Consider the following 19,501-nt stretch of genomic DNA (forward strand, 5'->3'; position numbering starts at 1 on the left):
GGCCGGCCGAGGGCAGCCGCCGGTGAGCGTACCGCCCAGTTCCCGGGCCGTGCGCACGAACACCTCGTGCAGGTCCCGGGCCGCCTGCGGCTCCGACTCCGCCTTGCGGCGTTGCAGCATCAGCAGTACCCGGGGCGCGTCCGCGGCGATCGGCCGGTGCGTGATCAGTCCCTGCCGCTCCAGCGGATCCCCGCACACGCTGAAGTCCGGCAGCACCGTCACCCCCAGACCCTCGGCGACCATCAGCTTGCCCATCTCCGCACCGTCGGTCGAGTACGAGAAGGACGCCGTACGACCATCCAGCAGCCGGTGCACATAACGGTGCATCACATACCCGGTGCGCATCGCGATCAACGGCTCGGTGAGCAGTTCCTCCACCGTCACCACCGGGCGGGAGGCGAGTGGGCTGTCCGGCCGGACACACACCACGGGCCGGCCGCGCAGCAGCTCGGTGGACTCGAAGTCGGCGGGTATGTCGTCCCCCTCCAGATGATTGACCAGACCGAGGTCGAAACCGCCCTCCGACAGGGTCCGGTGTATGTCCGACTGCTGCGCGCCGACCACCTCCACCTGGGTGACGGGGTGGGTGGCGCGAAAGGCACGCACGGCCGGAATGAGCAGCGGTACCGTCGCCGCGTTGACCGTGCCGACGCGCACCATCCGGCTGATGCGGTGCTGCTCGCCCGCCGCGGCCCTGAGCCGGTCGACCGCCTCCAGCACACCGAGGACGTGGGGGAGCAGTTCCCTGCCCGCGGCACTCATGGTGGCCCCGGTCCGCTTGCGCTCCAGCAGGTCGACTCCGAGCTCCCGTTCCAGGTTGCGCACGGTCTCGCTCAGAGCCGGCTGGGACAGGCGCAGTTCCTCGGCGGCCCGGCGCAGCGAACCGAGCCGGACGACGGCCGCTATGTACTCCAGCTGTTCCGTTCGCACACCCCAGAGTGCGCCGTGTCCCGGGACGCGTTCAAGGGTTTTCCTGTCACACCTTCGTGAATTCCAGCGGTCCGCGATGCGAAACCGGTCGGGTTTACCTTGACTGCTTCACCCGGCTGCTGCCAGCATCGTCGGCATGAAGATGCGACTGGACCTCACGCGGCGACGCCATGTCGACCTCGCCCGCGTTTCCAGCGCCTCCTGTCGCACCGCGGCCTGACTCGCAGATCGGCCGCCCTTCTCCCACGCCACGCCCGTCGAAGCACGGCCGCGTGCCGCGTATTCACCACACCGCCTGAATTCGGCGTTCCGGCACGCCGTGGGAATTCGGCGTGAGGGAAACACCGCACATTCCGCAACAGGAGTTCTGCATGCCCGCACAGCCCGTCAAGTTCGCCTATTGGGTTCCCAATGTCAGCGGGGGACTGGTCACCAGCACGATCGAGCAACGCACCGACTGGGGGTACGACTACAATCGCGAACTCGCCGTACTCGCCGAGAACAACGGCTTCGAGTACGCCCTCACCCAGGTCCGCTACATGGCGAGCTACGGTGCCGAGTACCAGCACGAGTCCACGAGTTTCAGCCTGGCCCTGCTGCTGGCCACCCAGCGCCTGAAGGTCATCGCCGCCGTCCACCCGGGACTCTGGCACCCCGGCGTCCTGGCCAAGCTCGGCGCCACCGCGGACCATCTGTCCAACGGCCGCTTCGCCGTCAATGTGGTCAGCGGCTGGTTCAAGGACGAGTTCACCGCCCTCGGCGAACCCTGGCTCGAGCATGACGAACGGTACCGGCGTTCCGAGGAGTTCATCACCGCGCTGCGCCGCATCTGGACCGAGGACCGTGCCGAACTGGCCGGTGACTTCTACCGGTTGCGCGGCTTCTCCCTCAAACCCAAGCCCCTGCGCGGCACCGGCCGGCCGCACCCGGAGATCTTCCAGGGCGGCAACTCCACTGCCGCCCGGCGCATGGCGGGCCGGGTGTCCGACTGGTACTTCTCCAACGGCAAGGACTTCGACGGAGTGGTCGAGCAGATCGACGACGTCCGCGCGTCCGCGGCCGCGACGGGGCGCACCGCGCCGAGGTTCGGCCTCAACGGCTTCCTCATCGCCCGCGACACCGAGCGCGAGGCCCGCGAGACCCTGCGTGAGATCGTCGCCCGGGCCGACACCGAGGCCGTCGAGGGCTTCGGCACCGCGGTCAAGCAGGCCGGCCAGTCCACCACCGACGGCAAGGGCATGTGGCAGGACTCCTCTTTCGAGGACCTCGTTCAGTACAACGACGGCTTCCGGACAGGCCTCATCGGCACCCCCGAGCAGATCGCCGAGCGCATCGTCGCCTACAGGAAACTCGGCGTCGACCTCTTCCTGCTCGGCTTCCTGCACTACCACGAGGAGGTCGAGTACTTCGGCACGCGCGTACTGCCCCTCGTCCGGGAACTGGAGACCCGGCTCTCCGGCGCCGAGGACGAGTCCGTCCCCGCTCACGCCTGACCCCCCACCTTCCGCACCGCACCGTGAAAGAGGCACCCCCGCATGAGCACTGCCACATCCCCCGACTGGACCACCCGCCCCGCCCCGCGCACCGCTGCGGACTGGATCACCCGCGCCACCGAGGTGGCCGCCGTACTCGCCACCGACGCCGCCGAGCGCGACCGGGCCGGCGCCACCCCGTACGCCGAAGTGCGACTGCTGAAGGACTCCGGCCTGGTCACCCTGCTCGGCCCCGTGGAGCACGGCGGCGCGGGACAGGACTGGCGCACGGCCTACCGGGTCGTCCGCGAGGTGGCCAAGGCCGACGGCTCCATCGGCCAGCTCCTCGGCTACCACTACCTCTGGAACTGGGCCGCCCGCCTGGTCGGCACCCGCGAACAGTGGGAGCACGTCGAGGCCGAGGCCGCGCGCAACCGCTGGTTCTTCGGCGGCGCGGTGAACCCGCGCGACAAGGACGTGACCGTCACCGAGGACGGCGACGAACTGGTCTTCACCGGCCGCAAGTCCTTCTCCACCGGCAGCAGGGTCTCCGATGTCACCGTCCTCGAAGGCGTCTTCGAAGGCACCGACCGCCACGTCTTCGCCATCGTGCCCTCCGACAGCGAGGGCCTGACCTTCCACGGCGACTGGGACAACATCGGCCAGCGGCTCACCGAGAGCGGCAGCGTCACCCTCGACGGCGTCCGCACGCCGTGGTCCTCGGCGGCCGGCTACGTGGACAAGCGGTTCCGGCCGCGCGTGTACAACACCCTCAACGTGCCCACCATCCAGCTCGTCTTCGTCAACCTCTACCTCGGGGTCGCGGGCGGCGCCCTGGAGACGGCCGCCACGTACACCCGTACCAAGTCGCGCTCCTGGCTGCACGGCGGCCACGAGCGCGCGGTCGACGAGCCCTACGTCATCGACACCTACGGTGATCTCACCGCCAAACTCTGGGCGGTCGAGGCGCTCGCCGACGCGGTCGCCGCCGAGGGGCAGACGCTGCACGACGACCCCGACGCGGTGACCGAGCAGGCCCGAGGCGACTTCGAGGTACGGGTGGCCGCCGCCAAGTCACGCGCCACCGACGTCGCCCTGGAGATCACCAGCCGCATCTTCGAGGTCACCGGCGCCCGCTCCACGGCGAGCGCCGAGGGACTGGACCGCTTCTGGCGCAACGTCCGCACCCACACCCTGCACGACCCGGTCGCCTACAAGCGGCGCGAGGTCGGCCGCTGGGTCCTGGAGGGAGAGCTCCCCGAACCCACCTGGTACTCCTGACCGCCGCACCGACGGGGCGCCCCAGGAGCGGGGCGCCCCTCCGCCCGAAAGAGAACCCCATGGCCACCGTTCTGTCCGTCTCCGGCAGCCCCTCCGTCTCCTCCCGCACCAACCGCCTGCTGCGCCACCTGGACCAGCGGCTCCTCGCCCACGGCCACCAGGTGGTCCCCCTCGACGTCCGTACGATCCCCGCCGAGGCCCTGCTCGGCGCCGACTTCCGGCACCCGGCCATCCTCGAGGTGACGGAACTGTTCGCCCGCGCAGACGGCGTCGTGGTCGGCTCACCGGTCTACAAGGCCGCGTACTCCGGGGTACTCAAGGCGCTTCTCGACCTGCTGCCGCAGCACGCCCTGAGCGGCAAGACCGTGCTGCCGCTGGCCACCGGCGGCAGCACGGCCCACGTCCTGGCCATCGACTACGCGCTGCGCCCGGTCCTGAACTCCATGGGGGCCTCGCACATCGTCCAGGGATGGTTCACCCTGGAACAGGACCTCACGGTGCACGACGACGGCTCCCTCGGCGTCGCCTCGGCCGCAGGCGAGGCATTGACCCGGGTGATCGACCAGTTCTCGGCCGCACTCGGCCGGGCCCCGCTCCTGGCCGCGGCGGGCTGACCACCATGACCGCCCATGTGATCGCCGACGACGCCGAAGCCCTCGCGGTCGCCGCGGAGCTGGCCGAGGAGTTCCGGGCGCGCGCCTCCCGGCGCGACGCGGAACGCCGGCTGCCCCTCCAGGAACTGGACCGGCTGTCCGCCTCCGGTCTCCTGGCCGTCACCGTACCCGCCGACCACGGGGGAGCGGACGTCCGCACCGGGACGCTCGCGGAGATCTTCCGCCTGCTCGGGTCGGCGGACGGCAGTATCGCCCAGATCCCGCAGAGCCACTTCGTGTACGTCAACGTCATCCGCCGCCACGGCACGCCCGAGCAGCAGAAGTTCTTCTTCGCCGAACTGCTCGCCGGGCGTCGCCTCGGCAACGCCCAGTCGGAGGCCGGCACCAGGCACGTCCAGGACATCCGCACCCGGCTGCGGCGCCGTCCCGACGGCTCGTACCTGCTCAACGGCGTCAAGCACTACTGCACCGGCGCCCTGTTCGCCCACTGGATCCCCGTGCTGGCCCGCGCCGAGGACGACACCCTGCACGCGGCGTACGTTCCGCGGGACGCTCCCGGCCTCGGCGTCGTCGACGACTGGGACGGGATGGGCCAGCGGACCACTGCCAGCGGCACCGTGCACCTCGCGGACGTCACCGTGCCCGCCGACCGGGTCCTGCCCCACCATCTCACCTTCCGGGGTCCACAACTGCACGGCGCGTTCGCCCAGTTGCTGCACGCGGCCATCGACACGGGCATCGCCGAGAGCGCCCTCGCCGAGGCAGCCGCGTTCGTACGGACGAAGAGCAGGCCCTGGTTCGAGAGCGGGGTCGAGGCCGCCGCCGACGACCCGCTGCTCATCCAGCGGTTCGGTGAACTCGCCCTCCGGGTCAGAGCCGCCGAGGCGCTGCTGCGGGAGGCCGCCCGCACCGTCGACGCGGCCCGCGACGACCTCACCGACGACTCCGCGGCCGAGGCGTCCATCGCGGTCGCCGCCGCCAAGGTGGTGGCGGCGCAGGCCGCGGTCGAGGTCTCCAGCGCCCTGTTCGAAGTGGCGGGCACCCGCGCGGCGCTCCGCTCGCTGAACCTGCACCGGTACTGGCGCGACGCCCGTACCCACACCCTGCACGACCCGACGCGCTGGAAGGTCCAGCACATCGGACGGTACGTGCTCAACGGCACCAGACCACCGCGCCACGGCCTGCTGTAGGAGCCGCGTGCGGCTCCGGTCGCGAACAGGCGCCGACGCCACCCGCGAGGCCCTCGGCGCCCGCGGGACCACCGGGCCCGCACTCCTCGCCCGCCTCCCCGTACGGCGCAAGCCCGGCATGCCCGGCCGCCGTTCCCGGTACCCGTTTCGGAGTTCTCATGTCTGCCCTCACCTTCCATTGGTTCCTGCCCACGACCGGTGACAGCCGGTACGTCGTCGGCGGCGGCCACGGGTCCGCCCCCGGCACCGCCGCAGGGGACCGCCCGGCCTCCATCGCATACCTCGGCCAGATCGCCCGCACCGCCGAGCAGCTCGGCTTCGTCGGGGCGCTCACCCCGACGGGCGCGTGGTGCGAGGACGCGTGGGTGACCACGGCCATGCTGACGCAGGTGACCGACCGGCTGAAGTTCCTGGTGGCCTTCCGGCCCGGGCAGATCGGCCCGACGCTGTCGGCGCAGATGGCCGCGACCTACCAGCGGCAGTCGCACGGGCGGCTGCTGCTGAACGTGGTCACCGGCGGCGAATCCGCCGAACAGCGCGCTTACGGCGACTTCCTCGACAAGGACCAGCGGTACGCCCGCACCGGGGAGTTCCTCGACATCGTGCGGCGGCTGTGGGCGGGCGAGACGGTCGACCACCACGGCGAGCATCTGCGGATCGAGGGCGCCAGGCTGAGCCGGCTGCCCGAGCCCGCTCCGCGGATCTACTTCGGCGGATCCTCGCCCGCGGCCGGCGAGGTGGCGGCGCGGTACGCGGACGTGTACCTGACCTGGGGCGAACCGCCGCAGCAGGTGAAGCAGAAGATCGACTGGGTACGCTCGCTGGCCGCCGCGCACGGCCGGCGGGTGCGCTTCGGCATCCGACTGCACACCATCAGCCGGGACACGTCGGCGCAGGCGTGGGCCGAGGCGGAGCGGCTGCTCAAGGCCATGGACCCCGCACGCATCAAGGAGGTGCAGCGAGGCCTGGCGACCAGCGAGTCCGAGGGGCAGCGGCGAATGCGCGAGCTGCACAACAGCGGCGACACCGGGGGTCTGGAGATCTACCCGAACCTGTGGGCGGGCATCGGCCTCGTCCGCGGCGGCGCGGGCACGGCACTGGTCGGCAGCCACACGGAGGTCGCCGACCTGATCGAGGAGTACCACCGGCTCGGCATCGAGGAGTTCGTGCTGTCCGGGGTGCCGCACCTGGAGGAGGCGTACTGGTTCGGGGAGGGTGTTCTGCCCGTACTGGAGAAGCGCGGTCTGTGGCGGCATCCGGCAGGACCGCGCACCGTCGAGGCCGGCATCGTCCCGTTCGCCGCCCGATGAGCGCGGCGCACGCGTCCCCGCGGGCCCGGGTCCGCGCACACGGGCCGGGCCCCTCCGGTCCGCGCGGACTGAAGACGGTCGTGCTGGCCAGCCTGCTGGGCACCACCGTGGAGTGGTACGACTTCTTCCTGTACAGCACTGCCGCGGGACTGGTCTTCGGCAAACTGTTCTTTCCCACGGCCGACGGCACCGTGGGCACGATGCTGTCGTTCGCCACGTTCGCCGTGGGCTTCGTCGCCCGTCCCGTGGGCGGCCTGCTCTTCGGCCACGTCGGTGACCGGACCGGCCGCAAGCACACCCTGGCCTCCACCATGGGCCTGATGGGCGTCTCCACCGCCCTCATCGGCGCGCTGCCCACCTATGAGCAGGCCGGCGTCCTCGCTCCGGCGTCGCTCCTGGTGCTGCGTGTCGCCCAAGGCGTGGCACTCGGCGGGGAATGGGCCGGGGCGGTCCTGCTGGCCGTGGAGTACGGGCCCACGGGCGGCAAGGGCCGGTTCGGCAGCTACCCGCAGGTCGGGCTGGCCCTCGGGCTGGCGCTGGGTACCGGAGTGTTCGCGCTGCTGAACGACGTGCTCGGCGAAGCGGCGTTCCTCGACTACGGATGGCGGATCGCCTTCCTGGTCAGCCTCGTCCTCGTCGTCGTCGGACTGACCGTACGGCTGAGGATCGAGGAGACACCGGCCTTCCGTGCCGCACGGCGGCTGCGGGAACCCTCCCGCCCGGCTCCGTTGGTGGAACTGCTGCGCGAGCCCGCCGCGCGCCGGCACCTCCTGCTCGGGATGCTGGCACGGTGGGGAGAGGGAGCCGCCTTCAACACCTGGGGCGTCTTCGCCCTCGCGTACGCGACCGGGACGCTGGGCCTGGACCGTACCCCGGTGCTGCTCGCGGTCACGGCCGCGGCGCTCGTGATGGCCGCCCTGATACCGCTGACCGGGACCATGGTCGACCGCCGCGGAGCCCGCCGGACGTACCGCGCGGGCATGGCCGCCTTCGCCGTCTCGGTCTTCCCGGCGTTCTGGCTGTTCGGCACGGGAGGGACCCCGGCCTTCGCCGCGACCCTCATCGTGACACTGGGCATCGTGCACGCCTGGTTCTACGGCGCCCAGGGCACACTGTTCGCCGCTCTGTTCGCCACACCCGTGCGGTACACGGGCATGTCCTTCGTCTACCAGGTGTCCGGCGTCTTCGCCTCCGGCGTCACTCCACTGATCATGACCGCCCTGCTGGCCTTCGGCTCGGGGAGCCCCTGGTGGGCCTGCGGCTACCTCGCGCTGACGGGGCTGGTGAGCGTATGGGCGGCCGGCCGGCTGCGGGACGAGGACCTGCACGTGGCCACCGGAGAGCCGCCCGTGCCCTCCCGCGAACCCACGGCCGCCGTCCGCGGGTGAGCAGGCGGGGCCCGAACCGGCCTACGTTCCTGTTTCCGTACCGTGCTCCGCGCGGTGGGCTGCGGGCGCGGCGACGAGGCGTCGGGGCGTTGGCCGGCCAGGTGATCAGGCGTTGCGGAGTTCTGGACGAGCCCTTCGCGGTCAGGGGGAACGCGAGCGGGCCGCTCAGCGGCGAGTACGGGTGCCGCCCCGGCCGCGCGGGATGAGACCCGGCTTCATGAGCACGTGGTGCGCCCACCCGTACGAGCACTCGGGAAGCGGCCCGGAACGGCGTCGGCGCGGCAGGCGCGGAGACCGCCGGGTGAACCAGGCCGCGCCCAGACCGATGACTGCCCCGGCGGCGACATCGCTGGGGTAGTGGGCGCCGCTCTGCACCCGCTCCACGGCGACCACCGCGGCAGGGACCGCGCACAGGGCGCCGACCAGGGGCCACCTCGGTACGACTGCCGCCGCGAACGCCACGGCGGCAGCCGTGTGCCCGGAGGGAAACGACGACGAGTCGGGCCGGTCCTCGACCTCGTCGTGGGGAATCCAGCCCTTGGGCGGCCGGGGACGGCCGGCCAACGGCTTGCACATGCCGTTGGACACCAACTGCGCCACCGCGACGGCCGCCAGGCCCGCGGCTCCCGCTCTGCGGCCGGGCCGGCCGCCCAGCCAGGCCAGCGCGGCGGCCACACCGCACCACAGCTTCGTGCCTTGCGCCGCCTCTTCGACCGCCGACAGCGCTGCGGTCAGTGGACGCGGTGTCGGGATGCGGCCTGTCTCGTGAGCTTCAGGTCCACGTCACGCACTGTCTCGAGCAACCTCATGCACTCTCGGTACCCAAGATCGGCGTGTGCGGTCATCTGCCAGGCGCGACCGTCCGGCGCCGAACGCGTTACCGGCTTCGCGGACGGGGCACACGTCTTCCCGCCCGGGCCCGCCGGCCGGCGCCGGGACGGGAAGGTTCACCACACGATCAGGAAGGATGCTCGGATGACGACGGCTCGCGAGATCATGACGGAAGGCGCCGAGTGCGTCGGTGCCGAGGAAACGGTGCTCGACGCGGCGAAGAAGATGACCGAGTGCGGGGTGGGCGCGCTGCCGGTCTGTGGGACCGACGACAAGCTCAAGGGCATGCTGACCGACCGCGACATCGTGGTAAAGGTGCTCGGCGTCGGCAAGGACCCCGCTCGGGTCACGGCCGGCGACCTCGCGCAGGGCGAGGCGGTCACCATCGGAGCCGACGACGACGCCGAGGAGGTCCTGCGCACCATGACCTCGCACAAGGTCCGCCGCCTGCCCGTGATCGACGGTCACCGCCTGGTCGGCATCGTCGCGCAGGCCGATGTCGCCCGCGTCCTTCCCGACCCGAAGGTCGGTGACCTCCTCGCAGCGCTGTCCACCGACTGACAGGAACGCGAGCGCGAGGCTCCCCGTCACGAGGCAGCGCGCACCGGCGCGTTGAAGGAGTGCCGGAGCCGGCGGCCCACCCGGGCCGCCGGCTCCGGCTCTTCTCTCCCGAGCCACCCCCGCTCGCGGCGGGTCAGGGGACGGTCAGGTACGACGTCTGTCCAACTCCTCGGTGAGCGCCGAAGAGAAGATGGTTCCTGCCAGCCAGGCGTCCTTGTCGGGTCCTTGGGCCGGGATGATCAGTCGTCGACGCACCCAAGGGTCCTTCCGGCCGGGAAGGTGCACAACGGCCTTGGCCCAGATCCCGTCGTCGTCCTCCGAGTACGTGAGATCACTCAGAGAGGCGGCATGCTCGGCGAGTGCCGGCCTCAGCCCTTCGAGGACCTCGGCGTGAAATTCCTCGAGATACGCCCTGTACTCCGTGATCTTCGTCATTCGCTCCTAGCACCCGCAATTGTAGTAGTACGCGGTAATGACGCCGACAGGACGGTGATCCTTCGAGCGCGAGTCCACTCGCTCCGTGAACACCACTTTCATGCCACTTGCGTTGGGGTTCCGGAAGGTGTGGCTGTCCAGCTTGCAAGTGCTCTTACTGCCGCTGGGCGCACACTTCCCCCGGTCCAGCGTCTTGTCGATGTCCTGCTTCATGTTCGACCAGCTCGAGATCTGGCCGTCGTGACCGGACTCGATGTGGCGCTTGCCGAACCCGTCGATCCCGCCGGCGTCCTTCTGCCCGACGCGCAGCGGGACGTCCTCTCCGTCGGGGCCGATGTGCGTCGAGTAGACGGACCAGTCGATGGGGTGGGGGTTGGTTGCCGCCTGTGCGGGTGAGGGCGCGGCACCGAACGCGCACACGGCGGCGATCACGGTCGCGGCCACGGTGCCGCGTCGGCGGATGAGCGAACGCATGTTTCCCCCAGTGGAAGACATGAACCCTGCCGTCTTGGTCGGTTGACGCAGGGAGGCCAGGCTCAATCCTGCCGTCGGGTCACATGACGGTCAACGAAGATCCGTCCGTGTCCGCGACTTGACGACCTCTCAAGGCAGTGGCCCACCACCGAGGGCGTCCTCGCCGGGGTGCCGGATGCCTTCTCGGCCGCGGCGCTTCCCATGTCCGGCCACAGGTGCTACGGCTCCCTTGGAGCGTTCGCGGGCAACAACACCAACCACGACGCACTGCTGTAACGAGCGCCTCCGGTCATGCCGACGGCACCTGGGTGCGCGCACCCGCTCGTGCCGCCCAGCCGTGAGTAGACCCGCGATCGCCGGCCTGCCGCGGGGCCGGTGCCCGACACCAGGCCGCTCGAGGGCTTTGGCGGTGTCCCGGGCCGGCCGCGGCGACACCTACTCGCGCTTGTGTCTGGAGTGCGAGTGGGGGCCGGGGCGGTCGGGGAGCCAGAACGAGCGGGAGAGGACCTTCTGCTCGTGTTTGGTCCGTTCCCGGGTCAGCGCGTTTCCGAAGCGTCGCCCGTGTGTCCGCAGGGCCTCGGTGGCAAGCCGTTCCGCGACCACGTAGAGACCCGCGGACTGGAGGGCGCTGACCAGGGCCGCCTGATCGGCGAGCGAGCGCGCGTGGATCACGTATCCGAGGACACATCCCAGCACCCCTTCCTCGCGCGCGCTGCCGCCCGCCGGGAGCTGTTTGGCCAGCAGGGCGACATCGAGGACCGGGCAGTCGGTGTACCTGGTGCGGACGACCGCGTCGAGGGAGCCGGTGAGCCCGGCGGCCTCGAGGGCCAGGAGCAGGGACGTCAGCGGGGCGAGATCCAGATCGCCGGCGAGCCGGCACAGGAAATCCTGGCCGGCGTACCGCGACGCCGACTGGGCGAGGGCCGTGAGGAACAGAGCGGCCTGGCCGACGAGTTCACCGTCCAGCATGCACCGGAAGACGGTCTCGGCGGGCTCGGTCAGACCGTGGTGTTCGAGCTGGGTCAGCAGTGCCGCGGCTTCCATCGGCGCCAGGACATGGGCCACGGTCCTCAGCAGTGAGTCCGCGCCCGGGCCCGTGCTGTCCAGATTGAGCAGCAACTGGGCGATCTGATCCGCCGTTCTCGTCCGCACGACCAGGAGCAGCAGGTCCGCCGCGAACTGGTCACGTCCTGTCAGGTACAGCTCGCTGATCAGGATGGCGATGTCGTCGACGGGACGGCGCTGCGCGGCCCGGGACAGCACCGACCAGGCGCGGCGGTCTCGCAGCACCTGGACGAGTGGGATCAGATGGCCGACGCTGCGGGCCTGCGTCTCGGCGAAGACGGTCTCGGCGTCCGGCCCGAGACCGTGCTGGGTCAGGGACCGTATGAACTCGGCGACGTCCGCTGCGGACCGTTCGGCCGCCGCCGCCCGCTGCAGGGCATCGGCCTGCCGGACCAGGTTCCTGTCACGCAGCGTGATGCTCAGTGTCACCAGATCGGCAACAGCGCGCTGAGCGGCAGCGACGCGCATGGCAGCGGCCACCGCGTCGTCGAGTTCGCCGCCGGCCAGGGTGAGCGTCACCGACACCAGGTCGGGGATCGGACGGACCACGGCCGCTGCCCCTAAGAGGCTCTCGGCGTGTCCGGGCAGGCCGGTCCGGTGCAGCCCCAGGGCGAAGTCGGCCAGGTCTTCGGGCTGGTGGAATTTGACCGATGCCTGGACGAGGGTCACCACGTAGTCCTCCAGACCCTCCCGGAACAGTTCCCGGGCCAGGGCGCTGGTGTCGCCGATCGAGCGTGCCATCACCATGGCGGGCAGCGCGGTGCGCGCGTGCGCGTCGAACCCTGCCTGCCGCAGCGCGCACAGGAGCCCGGTCACCTCCTCGACGGTTCGGGACTGGGTAGCCGACCGCACCAGCTCACCCGCCATGGCCTTACGGGTGCGCAGTTCCAGATCGCCCACGGCGCGCACCAGCTCCGGCACCGAGGACCTGCGGTCGGCCTCCTCCAACATCACCATGATCGAGAGCGGCTCATCGTCCTCACGCCCGGACCCGGACACCTCCTGGAGGGTTTCGAGCCGGGCCTCCAGCCGGTGGCAGCGGTCCTCGGCGGCGATCAGTTCGGCACGAGTGACGGCCAACGCCTCCTGGAGGTACACGACCTGCTCCTGGAGATCGCCACTCTCCTCCTGGAGGCGGGCGTACTCGCCCTGCCACAGCTCCATCTCGCCCCGTTGCGCTTCCAGCTGTGTCTCCAGCTTCCGGCACCGGCTCCGTACCTGGGCCAAGCGGCCCTCCCGGTCCAGCAGCGCCTCCTCCAGGGCGCGCTGCCGCGTGGTGATACGACGGGTCTCCTCGTCCGCCTCGGCCAGCTGGTCCTGGAGCTCCTGCACCTCGCTGCTGTGCCGGTTGCTCTTGAGCGCCGCCCGGTGCAGATCCCGCAGCGCCGCCTCTGCCTCGGGGGTGAGGGGGGCCTGCATGTCCTGGACGTCCGCGATGACCCCGGCGACGAAGTCCCACGGCGGGACCCGCCCGCCGTTGAGGTAGCGGCTCACCGAAGCCGGATCGAGGAACCGGCGGGCCGCATAGCGCCGCACGCCGACTCCGAGGAGCAGGAAGACCTGGCGCAGATCCTCCGCCAGCGCCCGCTTCTCCGGGGGCAGGTCCTCCTTCAGAGGGGCCAGCGTGACCGGCCGGACCGGGGCGGCCACGGCCGGCTCGCCAGGGGTGCGTACGTGTCCTTCGTACATTCCGCCAGTATCGCGGCTTCCCAACACCGCTGGACCCCAAAGCTGTTGCCGCCCGAAGTGGCAATACCCCGCGTTGGTGCCACTTCGGGCGGCAACACCCGCAACGCTCTTCGGCCGGCTCGCCGCGGCCACGATGGGACCGGAACCCAGCATGAGCGAGAGGACGGAACATGAGCATCGTCGACGAGACCGGGCGGCCACGAGCCCCCCGCGCCGCCTTCTGGCGCCGCCTCGCTCGTCAGGCGGCACTCGGCGCCGCGGGGGCCGCCGGTTCGGGTGCCGTGAGTCTGCTGGTGTGGTGGCTGCGCGGCGGCTAGATGACCGATTCCAAGGTGTGACAACGGCTGACACCATGTCGTGGCGTCTGCGAGGCCGAGGGGTTCCGCCGCCCGCTGCCGTTGGAGGGGGATCCCACCGGCCACCAGGGGGTCCGGGAATGGGCGCTCTTGCCAACGTCGAGACCGCGGAAGACGCCCACGTTGCCGATGTCGTCCAATGGGCTCGGGCCCTGTCCGTGCGTCGTCCCCGCGCCCGCGAGCGTTGCTCTGAGATGCGCGCCGGCGGCCGCGCCCACGGTCGGCATCACCTACGCGGCGGTCAGCAGCTCCTCGATCGTGCCGCGCTCGGGACGACGCGGGTCGCGGCCCGCCAGCCGCCCGTACAGCCGCTGCCAGGCGCCGTCGTCCGTCGCCGGCAGGTGGGTGCGGACCAGGGTCCTGAGCTTCTCCACCGTCTCCCCGATCTGCGGGGGAGCGTCCGGCCGGCACCGGGCGTCACCGAGGAGGCGCAGTACGCACGGGCCCTGATCCACGCGCCGCAGCAGGTCCTCGGACGTCACGACCCCCTCCGCGAGCAGTTCGTCGAGTTGCCCGGTGTCCTGGTCGGTGCTGAAGTCCAGCAGGCCCCGCGGTGTGCCCCGGTCCGTGATCCACGTCCGCACGTACGACCGATGCCTGCGGTGGTCGCGGCGTACCGCGTCGAGGTGGCGGGCCACGACGCCGGATGGCGTGGCGGGGCGGTTGACCATCTGTGACCAGTACCGGAACGGCTCACGGGCGTGCTCCGCTTCCAGATGGTCCCAGTCGGGGTCCGGGAAGAGCTGCATCAACCGGTCGGCGGCGGCCGCGCCGGCCTGCGGACCGAGACGGCGCAGGCGCGAGGAGAGCCTCTGGGTGGTCAGCTCCTTGTCCACCCGGGCACCGAGGGCCGTGAGCGGGTCGGCGGAGCTCAGCGCCTTCCGGCAGACGCGGGTGGCCGCGGGGCTCACGACCCCGGTGTCGAGCAGCGCCGCCAGCCGGGCCGGGCCCGCGTGCCGCAGCAGGTTGAGGCAGCCCGTGAGCTGCTCGGGCATGCCGAACTTCGACCGGTGGCCGCTGGCGAACGCCGCCTCGACGAGTTCCGGCTCGGCGGCGTGCAGGCAGTCGGGGAGCGCGTTCCACGGGATGCGGTCGACGTGCGGCGCGAGCGGCACCGACGGGTCGGCGAGGGCCGCGCGGCGCTCCTCCGGGCCCACGTGGAAGTGGAGGTCCAGGACGGCGAGGTGGATCTCCGGATCGCCGCAGGCCAGCAGCCGCAGCGCGGTGCCCCGGGTCAGGTCGGCACCACGAGCGAGCACGAGCAGGGCCTCCCGGTCCCGGCTGCGCAGGAGGTGCTCCAGGACCGCCCTGGGCGTACCGCGGCGGAGGGCGAGCACATACTGCGCCAGCAACGTGCCCGTACCGGGCGGCAGTTCCGGCATCAGGGCGTCCAGGATCCCGGCCTCGCACCGCAGGAGCACCTCGCCCGTCGGCCACCACCACTGGGCGCGCAGCAACCGGTCCGCCGTCTTCTGTCCCGTCAGCTGCTGCTCGGGCAGCAGGCGGGCGGGCGCGACCGCCACGGTGTCCGCGCAGCGTCGCACCAGCGCGGGCCAGCCGAGCAGGGCGTCAGGGCCCGTTCCGCCGGGCCGGCACAGGGCGTCGACGGTGGTGAGCAGCTTGAGCCAGGAGGCCGGATCGGTCCCCAGCGGGGCCGTGAGGTGGCTGCGCACCTCGCGTTCGAAGGCACGGCGCGCCCGGCTGCGCTCGAACTGCGCGCCGATCGGCATCGTCCAGCGCGCCGGGTACGCCTCGACGACGTCCTTCACCGCGAGCGTCCCGGCCTCGTAGGCCGCCGACAGCCGGCGGACGTTGGGCCAGCGGCGGTCGGCGGCGAGCGGGCCGGCCGCCACGTCGTCCCGCAACCGTTCGAGTGCCTCGCCGCCGTCGGCCGGAGGATGCGGGCGGAGCACCTGGGCGTCCGCCGCCAGCCCGCAGCGGAGCCAGGCCTCGGCCAGCCAGTCGGGACGGCCGACGGACCGGGGGTACCGGTCGGCGGGAGTACGCCCCAGGAAGCACACGACGTCGGCATCGCCGGGCAGCGGCGGGTCGACCTCGCTCTCTTCGCCGGCCAGGCGACGCAACAGGTCGACCGCGGCGACCGCCGCCCTGTGGACCTCCTCGTTGGGTGCGTCGTACGACCCCATCACGGCCTCCCCCGGTGATTGTTCTCCTGATCGGCAACAGTGCATCACAGGGGTCTGACAGCGGGACGGCCGGACCCGGTGGGACGTGCAAGCGAGATACTCGTCGGCGTCTGGCAGCGCCTCCTCCTCACCGCCCCGTGGAAGGACGGCAGCGCGGCGAGTTCTGTGTCAGGCCCGTGATGAAACCGCAGATCGGTTGTGAATATCCGGGCTCTTTTCCGTGCCCTTCACCACAGCATTGCCGCAAAGCAACGAAGCGAGGTGTGGCGATATGGCCGGCCGATGTACCGATATGGGACCTCCCACCCGCCCCCAAGCAGGTTGAGCAGCGTCGACGCCGGCTCGAGTGACCTACTCGCGGAGCGCTTTATGATCGTCGGCGAACTACTGGCTTTGCGTCCGTCCTCCTGTCGTCGACGTTTCTTGGCGACCGGGAATGCAAGAACTCCGAGCGAGTCGCGTGACCGAGGCGCAGGGGAAGAAGGGTGAACTCCATGGCTCTCGGGCTGCTCCGTCGTCGGCGTTCCCGTGGTGCCTCCGGTGCCGTGTCGAGCATCTCGGTCCCGCTGCCGCCCGGCGCCGGGGCGTTCGGCTTCGAGGTGCTCGATCCCATGGGGCAGCCCATGGGCGGAGCCGAGGTCACCGTGACCGCGCTGGACAGCCACCGGATCGCGACGCGTGGCGCCACGGACCCCCACGGCTACTTCATAGCCACGCTGCCCCCCGGCTCCTACAGCGTGATGATCGTGGCCGAGGGCCTGTCACCCGCCCGCGAGAACCTCGACATCGTGGCCGGGGTGGCCCGGCCCACCGCACAAGTCGCGCTCCAGCCCGCCCGCCAGCTGGAACTCCCGACGGCCGGTACCTGGCTGTTCGACCCTCCGCACACCGCGATCCGGTTCATCGCCAAGCACGTCGGCATGGCCCATGTCCACGGGCGGTTCACCCGCTTCCAGGGCAGCATCCGCATCGCCCCGAACATGGCCGACTCACAGGTGGCGGTGCGCATCGACGCCTCCAGTGTCAACACGGGCAACAACACCCGTGACAACCACCTGCGTTCGGCCGACTTCCTGGACGTCGAACGCTATCCGTACATCGACTTCACCAGCACCCGGTTCGCCCACGTCGGCGGCTCCAAGTGGACCTTGCACGGCACCCTCACCATGCACGGCACCAGCCGCTCCGTCAGCCTCGACACCAACTACCTCGGTTCGATCAACGGCGGCTACGAACAGGAACTGCGCTGCGCGGCCCTCGCGAAGGCCGAACTCCATCGGGAGGACTTCACCCTCAACTGGCGCTCCATGCTCGCCCGCGGCATCGCCGTCGTCGGGCCGACCGTCCAACTGGAGCTGGACGTACAGGCCATGTACCGCACCCACGACACACCCACGCCACCGAATTGACGCGGCGTAGCGGGTTCACCATCGACCGCATCCCCCTCGGGCGGGGGCACCGATCGGGGCAGCGCCCCGGCGACACCTTGGCAGCACAGAGCACTCGGATGGGAAAGGGCTCACGATCATGGGTATCTTCGGCAGACGCCAGACCGCCGTCAGCGAGCCGGCCCCGGCTCTCGCGGGGGTCACGTCCCAGGGTGTCGCGCTCGATCCGGCACTTCAAGCCCTGACCGGGCGATGGACGATCGACCGCCCGCACAGCCACATCGGATTCTCCGTACGGCACGCCATGGTCACGACGGTCCGGGGGGCTTTCACCGATTACGACAGCACGTTGTACTTCGACGGAGCCCAGCCCTCCGAGTCGCGGGCCGACCTCGTCATCCGGGTCGCCAGCGTCGACACGGGCGTGGAGCAAAGGGACGCGCACATCATCGGTGCCGACTTCTTCGACGCGCGCCGCTACCCGGAAATGACCTTCCACAGCACCTCCACCGTCCACGAAGGCGGAGAGACCTTCCGGATGACCGGGGACCTGACCATCCGTGACGTCACCCGGCCCGTCGACCTGCAACTCGACTACCTCGGCTCGGTTCTGGACCCATTCGGCTTCGAGCGGGTCGGCTTCGACGGCACCACCACCATCGACCGCACCGAGTGGGGCCTGGTCTACAACCAGCGTCTCAAGGCAGGGGGCACCATGGTGAGCGAGAAGGTCCGGCTGCAGTTCGACATCTCCGCGATCCGGTTGACGTCGTAGGCGGCGTCGGCAGCGCTTGCAGTCGCAGGAAAGGCGGTGGGCCGCTCGGCTTGCTCCAGGCATGATCGGCTCGTGGACACCTACCTGGAGACCGAGCGTCTCACCCTGCGCCGCTTCACTGCCGATGACGCGGACCTGCTGATCGAGCTGGACAGCGACCCGGCGGTGATGCGCTATCTGACCGGCGGCAGTGCCACCCCGCCGGAGATCGTCCGCGAGCGCCATATGCCGAACATCCTCGCCGGCTACGAGAAGTGGGGCGGCGACCTCGGACTGTTCGCCGCGTACGAGAAGGACGGCGGCGCGTTCATAGGCTGGTTCATCCTGTCTCCCGAGCCGGAGGGCCCACTCGACGAAGTCGAACTCGGCTACCGGCTGCGGCGGGCGGCTTGGGGCAAGGGCTATGCCACCGAGGGCTCACGGGCCTTGCTGACCAAGGCGTTCACGGAGCTCGGTGTACGCATGGTCCGGGCCGAGACGATGTCCGTGAACCGCGGTTCGCGCAACATCATGGAGAAGCTCGACATGTCACTCGCGGACACCATCCCCACTCCCTCCGACATGGAGATGGTCGAGGGCTCCGAGCATGGCGGCGTACGGTACGAGATCACCAGGCACCAGTGGGAGCGGCAGCGCTGAGGTCGCGCGGCCGGTGCCGGGTGCGAGGCGAGGCGAACCGGGGTGATGACGGCCACGGCCGTGCGGACGTACCGCCGCCTCTGCAACGCCCGCAGCATGCTCGCGACCAGGTCGGCACGGGCTCTCCGGTGGGACGGTACCGGCAGCCCGGCCTGGTCCAGCACCGACACCAGGCGCGGACAGGCGGGCATGGCGCGCGGCCTCGGGCACCACTCCGCCGAAGCGGGCGTGCTCGTTCATGCTCGACGTCCAGCAGGCGGCCCGTTCGAAAGGCCCTTAGGTGCGCCGAAGTCCGGCCCCCACTCGCATGTCCGTGTTGCCGCTCGGCCTCTCCCTGGCGCTGCTGCTCCTGCTGTCCCTCCTGAGCGGGGTCGGGCTCGGCACCGCCGGCGTCGGCTGGGCGGACGTATCTTTCCCTGTGCGGGCCTGATGCCACCCGATACCCGTCGAGAGCCGGTGGGTTGCGTCGCGAGAGTGTCGAAGCACGATCCGGTCGTGCCGACGTGCCGATGTGCCGCCGGACGCGGGAGGGCCTCGGAGGCCCCTCACGTGTGGCACGAACGGGATCGCACACGAGCGCCCTCCGGTCCGGTCGGGTCTCCCCGGCCCGGTGATGGACGCCGGCTACCGGTGCGCTGCCAGGAACGGCAGGACCACGTCGGCCATCTCGTCGGGTACCTCCTCCGCGAGGTCGTGGCCCGCGTCGAAGACGTGTCCGGTGACGTGGTGGGCCACGAGCCGTGCCTGGGATGCGTTGCGCTCGCCGATGAAGGCGGCGCCGCCGAGCGCCAGGACGGGGATGTCCAGCTTGTGCCGTGCGGCCTGCCGGTTCTGTTCGGCGTCGGTGAGCATCGCCCGGTAGACGGCGAGCATCGCGCGGATGCCGCCGGGCATGGAGTAGCAGCAAGAAAGAGGGCTGCAGCCGGACCACGCGCTGACGCGTAGGCCGGCCGCAC

At 71.0% G+C, this 19,501-nt stretch carries 20 protein-coding genes; 13 read left to right on the top strand and 7 right to left on the bottom strand.

The window, feature by feature from the left end; all coding sequences use genetic code 11:
• Positions 1 to 930 (bottom strand): LysR family transcriptional regulator (locus H5J33_RS04650; RefSeq protein ID WP_181793503.1); only part of this gene is annotated, 930 nt, incomplete at its 3' end.
• A 142-nt stretch (positions 931 to 1,072) separates the two neighbouring features.
• Between H5J33_RS04650 and H5J33_RS38610 the strand changes: the two genes are divergently transcribed.
• The 7 genes from H5J33_RS38610 to H5J33_RS04680 all read left to right on the top strand — a co-directional run bounded on the left by H5J33_RS38610 (position 1,073) and on the right by H5J33_RS04680 (position 8,185).
• The gene (locus H5J33_RS38610) at positions 1,073 to 1,150 is read left to right on the top strand and encodes a putative leader peptide (RefSeq protein WP_355726404.1); all 78 of its coding nucleotides are present in this window, start codon (positions 1,073 to 1,075) and stop codon (positions 1,148 to 1,150) included.
• Positions 1,151 to 1,301: 151 nt separating this feature from the next.
• A complete protein-coding gene (sfnG, locus tag H5J33_RS04655; protein WP_181793504.1) occupies positions 1,302 to 2,423 on the top strand; it encodes a dimethylsulfone monooxygenase SfnG in 1,122 nt (373 codons plus the stop codon).
• Between the two features lie 42 nt (positions 2,424 to 2,465).
• Positions 2,466 to 3,683, top strand: coding sequence for an acyl-CoA dehydrogenase family protein (locus H5J33_RS04660; RefSeq protein WP_181793505.1), 1,218 nt, complete (start codon positions 2,466 to 2,468; stop codon positions 3,681 to 3,683).
• A 59-nt stretch (positions 3,684 to 3,742) separates the two neighbouring features.
• On the top strand, positions 3,743 to 4,297 hold the full coding sequence (gene ssuE / locus H5J33_RS04665) for an NADPH-dependent FMN reductase (protein WP_181793506.1): 555 nt from the start codon (positions 3,743 to 3,745) through the stop codon (positions 4,295 to 4,297).
• A 5-nt stretch (positions 4,298 to 4,302) separates the two neighbouring features.
• Positions 4,303 to 5,487, top strand: a complete 1,185-nt coding sequence (locus H5J33_RS04670; protein WP_181793507.1) for an SfnB family sulfur acquisition oxidoreductase — start codon at positions 4,303 to 4,305, stop codon at positions 5,485 to 5,487.
• Between the two features lie 158 nt (positions 5,488 to 5,645).
• On the top strand, positions 5,646 to 6,797 hold the full coding sequence (locus tag H5J33_RS04675) for an LLM class flavin-dependent oxidoreductase (protein WP_181793508.1): 1,152 nt from the start codon (positions 5,646 to 5,648) through the stop codon (positions 6,795 to 6,797).
• On the top strand, positions 6,794 to 8,185 hold the full coding sequence (locus H5J33_RS04680) for an MFS transporter (protein ID WP_181793509.1): 1,392 nt from the start codon (positions 6,794 to 6,796) through the stop codon (positions 8,183 to 8,185). The genes H5J33_RS04675 and H5J33_RS04680 overlap by 4 nt, the downstream gene beginning before the upstream one ends.
• Before the next feature lie 165 nt (positions 8,186 to 8,350).
• On the opposite strand, the gene H5J33_RS04685 is transcribed toward H5J33_RS04680, so the two are convergent.
• On the bottom strand, positions 8,351 to 8,860 hold the full coding sequence (locus H5J33_RS04685; protein ID WP_309485319.1) for a phosphatase PAP2 family protein: 510 nt from the start codon (positions 8,858 to 8,860) through the stop codon (positions 8,351 to 8,353).
• A 300-nt stretch (positions 8,861 to 9,160) separates the two neighbouring features.
• On the opposite strand from H5J33_RS04685, the gene H5J33_RS04690 reads away from it, so the two are divergent.
• A complete protein-coding gene (locus H5J33_RS04690; protein WP_181793510.1) occupies positions 9,161 to 9,577 on the top strand; it encodes a CBS domain-containing protein in 417 nt (138 codons plus the stop codon).
• Positions 9,578 to 9,721: 144 nt separating this feature from the next.
• Here the strand turns inward: H5J33_RS04690 and H5J33_RS04695 are convergent, their stop codons facing one another.
• The 3 genes from H5J33_RS04695 to H5J33_RS04705 all read right to left on the bottom strand — a co-directional run bounded on the left by H5J33_RS04695 (position 9,722) and on the right by H5J33_RS04705 (position 13,240).
• Complete coding sequence (locus H5J33_RS04695) at positions 9,722 to 10,012, bottom strand: hypothetical protein (RefSeq protein WP_181793511.1); 291 nt, start codon at positions 10,010 to 10,012, stop codon at positions 9,722 to 9,724.
• Between the two features lie 6 nt (positions 10,013 to 10,018).
• The gene (locus tag H5J33_RS04700) at positions 10,019 to 10,486 is read right to left on the bottom strand and encodes a hypothetical protein (protein WP_220211959.1); all 468 of its coding nucleotides are present in this window, start codon (positions 10,484 to 10,486) and stop codon (positions 10,019 to 10,021) included.
• 435 nt (positions 10,487 to 10,921) lie between these two features.
• Positions 10,922 to 13,240 carry an ATP/GTP-binding protein gene (locus tag H5J33_RS04705; protein ID WP_181793512.1) on the bottom strand — a complete coding sequence of 773 codons (2,319 nt, stop codon included), beginning with the start codon at positions 13,238 to 13,240 and terminating at the stop codon, positions 10,922 to 10,924.
• A gap of 170 nt (positions 13,241 to 13,410) precedes the next feature.
• Here H5J33_RS04705 and H5J33_RS04710 point away from each other — a divergent pair, with 170 nt between their 5' ends.
• Positions 13,411 to 13,557 carry a hypothetical protein gene (locus H5J33_RS04710; RefSeq protein WP_181793513.1) on the top strand — a complete coding sequence of 49 codons (147 nt, stop codon included), beginning with the start codon at positions 13,411 to 13,413 and terminating at the stop codon, positions 13,555 to 13,557.
• Between the two features lie 269 nt (positions 13,558 to 13,826).
• Here H5J33_RS04710 and H5J33_RS04715 read toward each other — a convergent pair whose 3' ends face one another.
• The gene (locus tag H5J33_RS04715; RefSeq protein ID WP_181793514.1) at positions 13,827 to 15,743 is read right to left on the bottom strand and encodes a hypothetical protein; all 1,917 of its coding nucleotides are present in this window, start codon (positions 15,741 to 15,743) and stop codon (positions 13,827 to 13,829) included.
• 494 nt (positions 15,744 to 16,237) lie between these two features.
• Between H5J33_RS04715 and H5J33_RS04720 the strand changes: the two genes are divergently transcribed.
• The 4 genes from H5J33_RS04720 to H5J33_RS37175 all read left to right on the top strand — a co-directional run bounded on the left by H5J33_RS04720 (position 16,238) and on the right by H5J33_RS37175 (position 18,975).
• Positions 16,238 to 17,152 (top strand): YceI family protein, encoded by a 915-nt coding sequence (locus H5J33_RS04720; protein ID WP_181793515.1) that lies wholly within the window; start codon positions 16,238 to 16,240, stop codon positions 17,150 to 17,152.
• Between the two features lie 118 nt (positions 17,153 to 17,270).
• Complete coding sequence (locus H5J33_RS04725; RefSeq protein ID WP_181793516.1) at positions 17,271 to 17,906, top strand: YceI family protein; 636 nt, start codon at positions 17,271 to 17,273, stop codon at positions 17,904 to 17,906.
• A 72-nt stretch (positions 17,907 to 17,978) separates the two neighbouring features.
• Entirely contained in the window at positions 17,979 to 18,545 is a 567-nt protein-coding gene (locus H5J33_RS04730; RefSeq protein ID WP_181793517.1) for a GNAT family N-acetyltransferase, read from the top strand.
• Positions 18,546 to 18,852: 307 nt separating this feature from the next.
• A complete protein-coding gene (locus H5J33_RS37175) occupies positions 18,853 to 18,975 on the top strand; it encodes a hypothetical protein (protein WP_258564874.1) in 123 nt (40 codons plus the stop codon).
• Positions 18,976 to 19,169: 194 nt separating this feature from the next.
• On the opposite strand, the gene H5J33_RS04735 is transcribed toward H5J33_RS37175, so the two are convergent.
• A partial coding sequence (locus H5J33_RS04735; protein WP_399552766.1) for an alpha/beta fold hydrolase occupies positions 19,170 to 19,501 on the bottom strand: 332 nt, incomplete at its 5' end.

The sequence above is a fragment of the Streptomyces sp. WELS2 genome, from assembly GCF_013870595.1.
Lineage (GTDB): Bacteria > Actinomycetota > Actinomycetes > Streptomycetales > Streptomycetaceae > Streptomyces.

What these genes read in the sequence shown, in the direction of transcription:
- H5J33_RS38610 (WP_355726404.1), top strand. Translation starts at nt 1,073, where the DNA reads ATGCGACTGGACCTCACGCGGCGACGCCATGTCGACCTCGCCCGCGTT.
- sfnG (WP_181793504.1), top strand. Translation starts at nt 1,302, where the DNA reads ATGCCCGCACAGCCCGTCAAGTTCGCCTATTGGGTTCCCAATGTCAGC.
- H5J33_RS04660 (WP_181793505.1), top strand. Translation starts at nt 2,466, where the DNA reads ATGAGCACTGCCACATCCCCCGACTGGACCACCCGCCCCGCCCCGCGC.
- ssuE (WP_181793506.1), top strand. Translation starts at nt 3,743, where the DNA reads ATGGCCACCGTTCTGTCCGTCTCCGGCAGCCCCTCCGTCTCCTCCCGC.
- H5J33_RS04670 (WP_181793507.1), top strand. Translation starts at nt 4,303, where the DNA reads ATGACCGCCCATGTGATCGCCGACGACGCCGAAGCCCTCGCGGTCGCC.
- H5J33_RS04675 (WP_181793508.1), top strand. Translation starts at nt 5,646, where the DNA reads ATGTCTGCCCTCACCTTCCATTGGTTCCTGCCCACGACCGGTGACAGC.
- H5J33_RS04680 (WP_181793509.1), top strand. Translation starts at nt 6,794, where the DNA reads ATGAGCGCGGCGCACGCGTCCCCGCGGGCCCGGGTCCGCGCACACGGG.
- H5J33_RS04690 (WP_181793510.1), top strand. Translation starts at nt 9,161, where the DNA reads ATGACGACGGCTCGCGAGATCATGACGGAAGGCGCCGAGTGCGTCGGT.
- H5J33_RS04695 (WP_181793511.1), bottom strand. Translation starts at nt 10,012, where the DNA reads ATGACGAAGATCACGGAGTACAGGGCGTATCTCGAGGAATTTCACGCC.
- H5J33_RS04700 (WP_220211959.1), bottom strand. Translation starts at nt 10,486, where the DNA reads ATGCGTTCGCTCATCCGCCGACGCGGCACCGTGGCCGCGACCGTGATC.
- H5J33_RS04705 (WP_181793512.1), bottom strand. Translation starts at nt 13,240, where the DNA reads ATGTACGAAGGACACGTACGCACCCCTGGCGAGCCGGCCGTGGCCGCC.
- H5J33_RS04710 (WP_181793513.1), top strand. Translation starts at nt 13,411, where the DNA reads ATGAGCATCGTCGACGAGACCGGGCGGCCACGAGCCCCCCGCGCCGCC.
- H5J33_RS04715 (WP_181793514.1), bottom strand. Translation starts at nt 15,743, where the DNA reads ATGGGGTCGTACGACGCACCCAACGAGGAGGTCCACAGGGCGGCGGTC.
- H5J33_RS04720 (WP_181793515.1), top strand. Translation starts at nt 16,238, where the DNA reads ATGGCTCTCGGGCTGCTCCGTCGTCGGCGTTCCCGTGGTGCCTCCGGT.
- H5J33_RS04725 (WP_181793516.1), top strand. Translation starts at nt 17,271, where the DNA reads ATGGGTATCTTCGGCAGACGCCAGACCGCCGTCAGCGAGCCGGCCCCG.
- H5J33_RS37175 (WP_258564874.1), top strand. Translation starts at nt 18,853, where the DNA reads ATGTCCGTGTTGCCGCTCGGCCTCTCCCTGGCGCTGCTGCTCCTGCTG.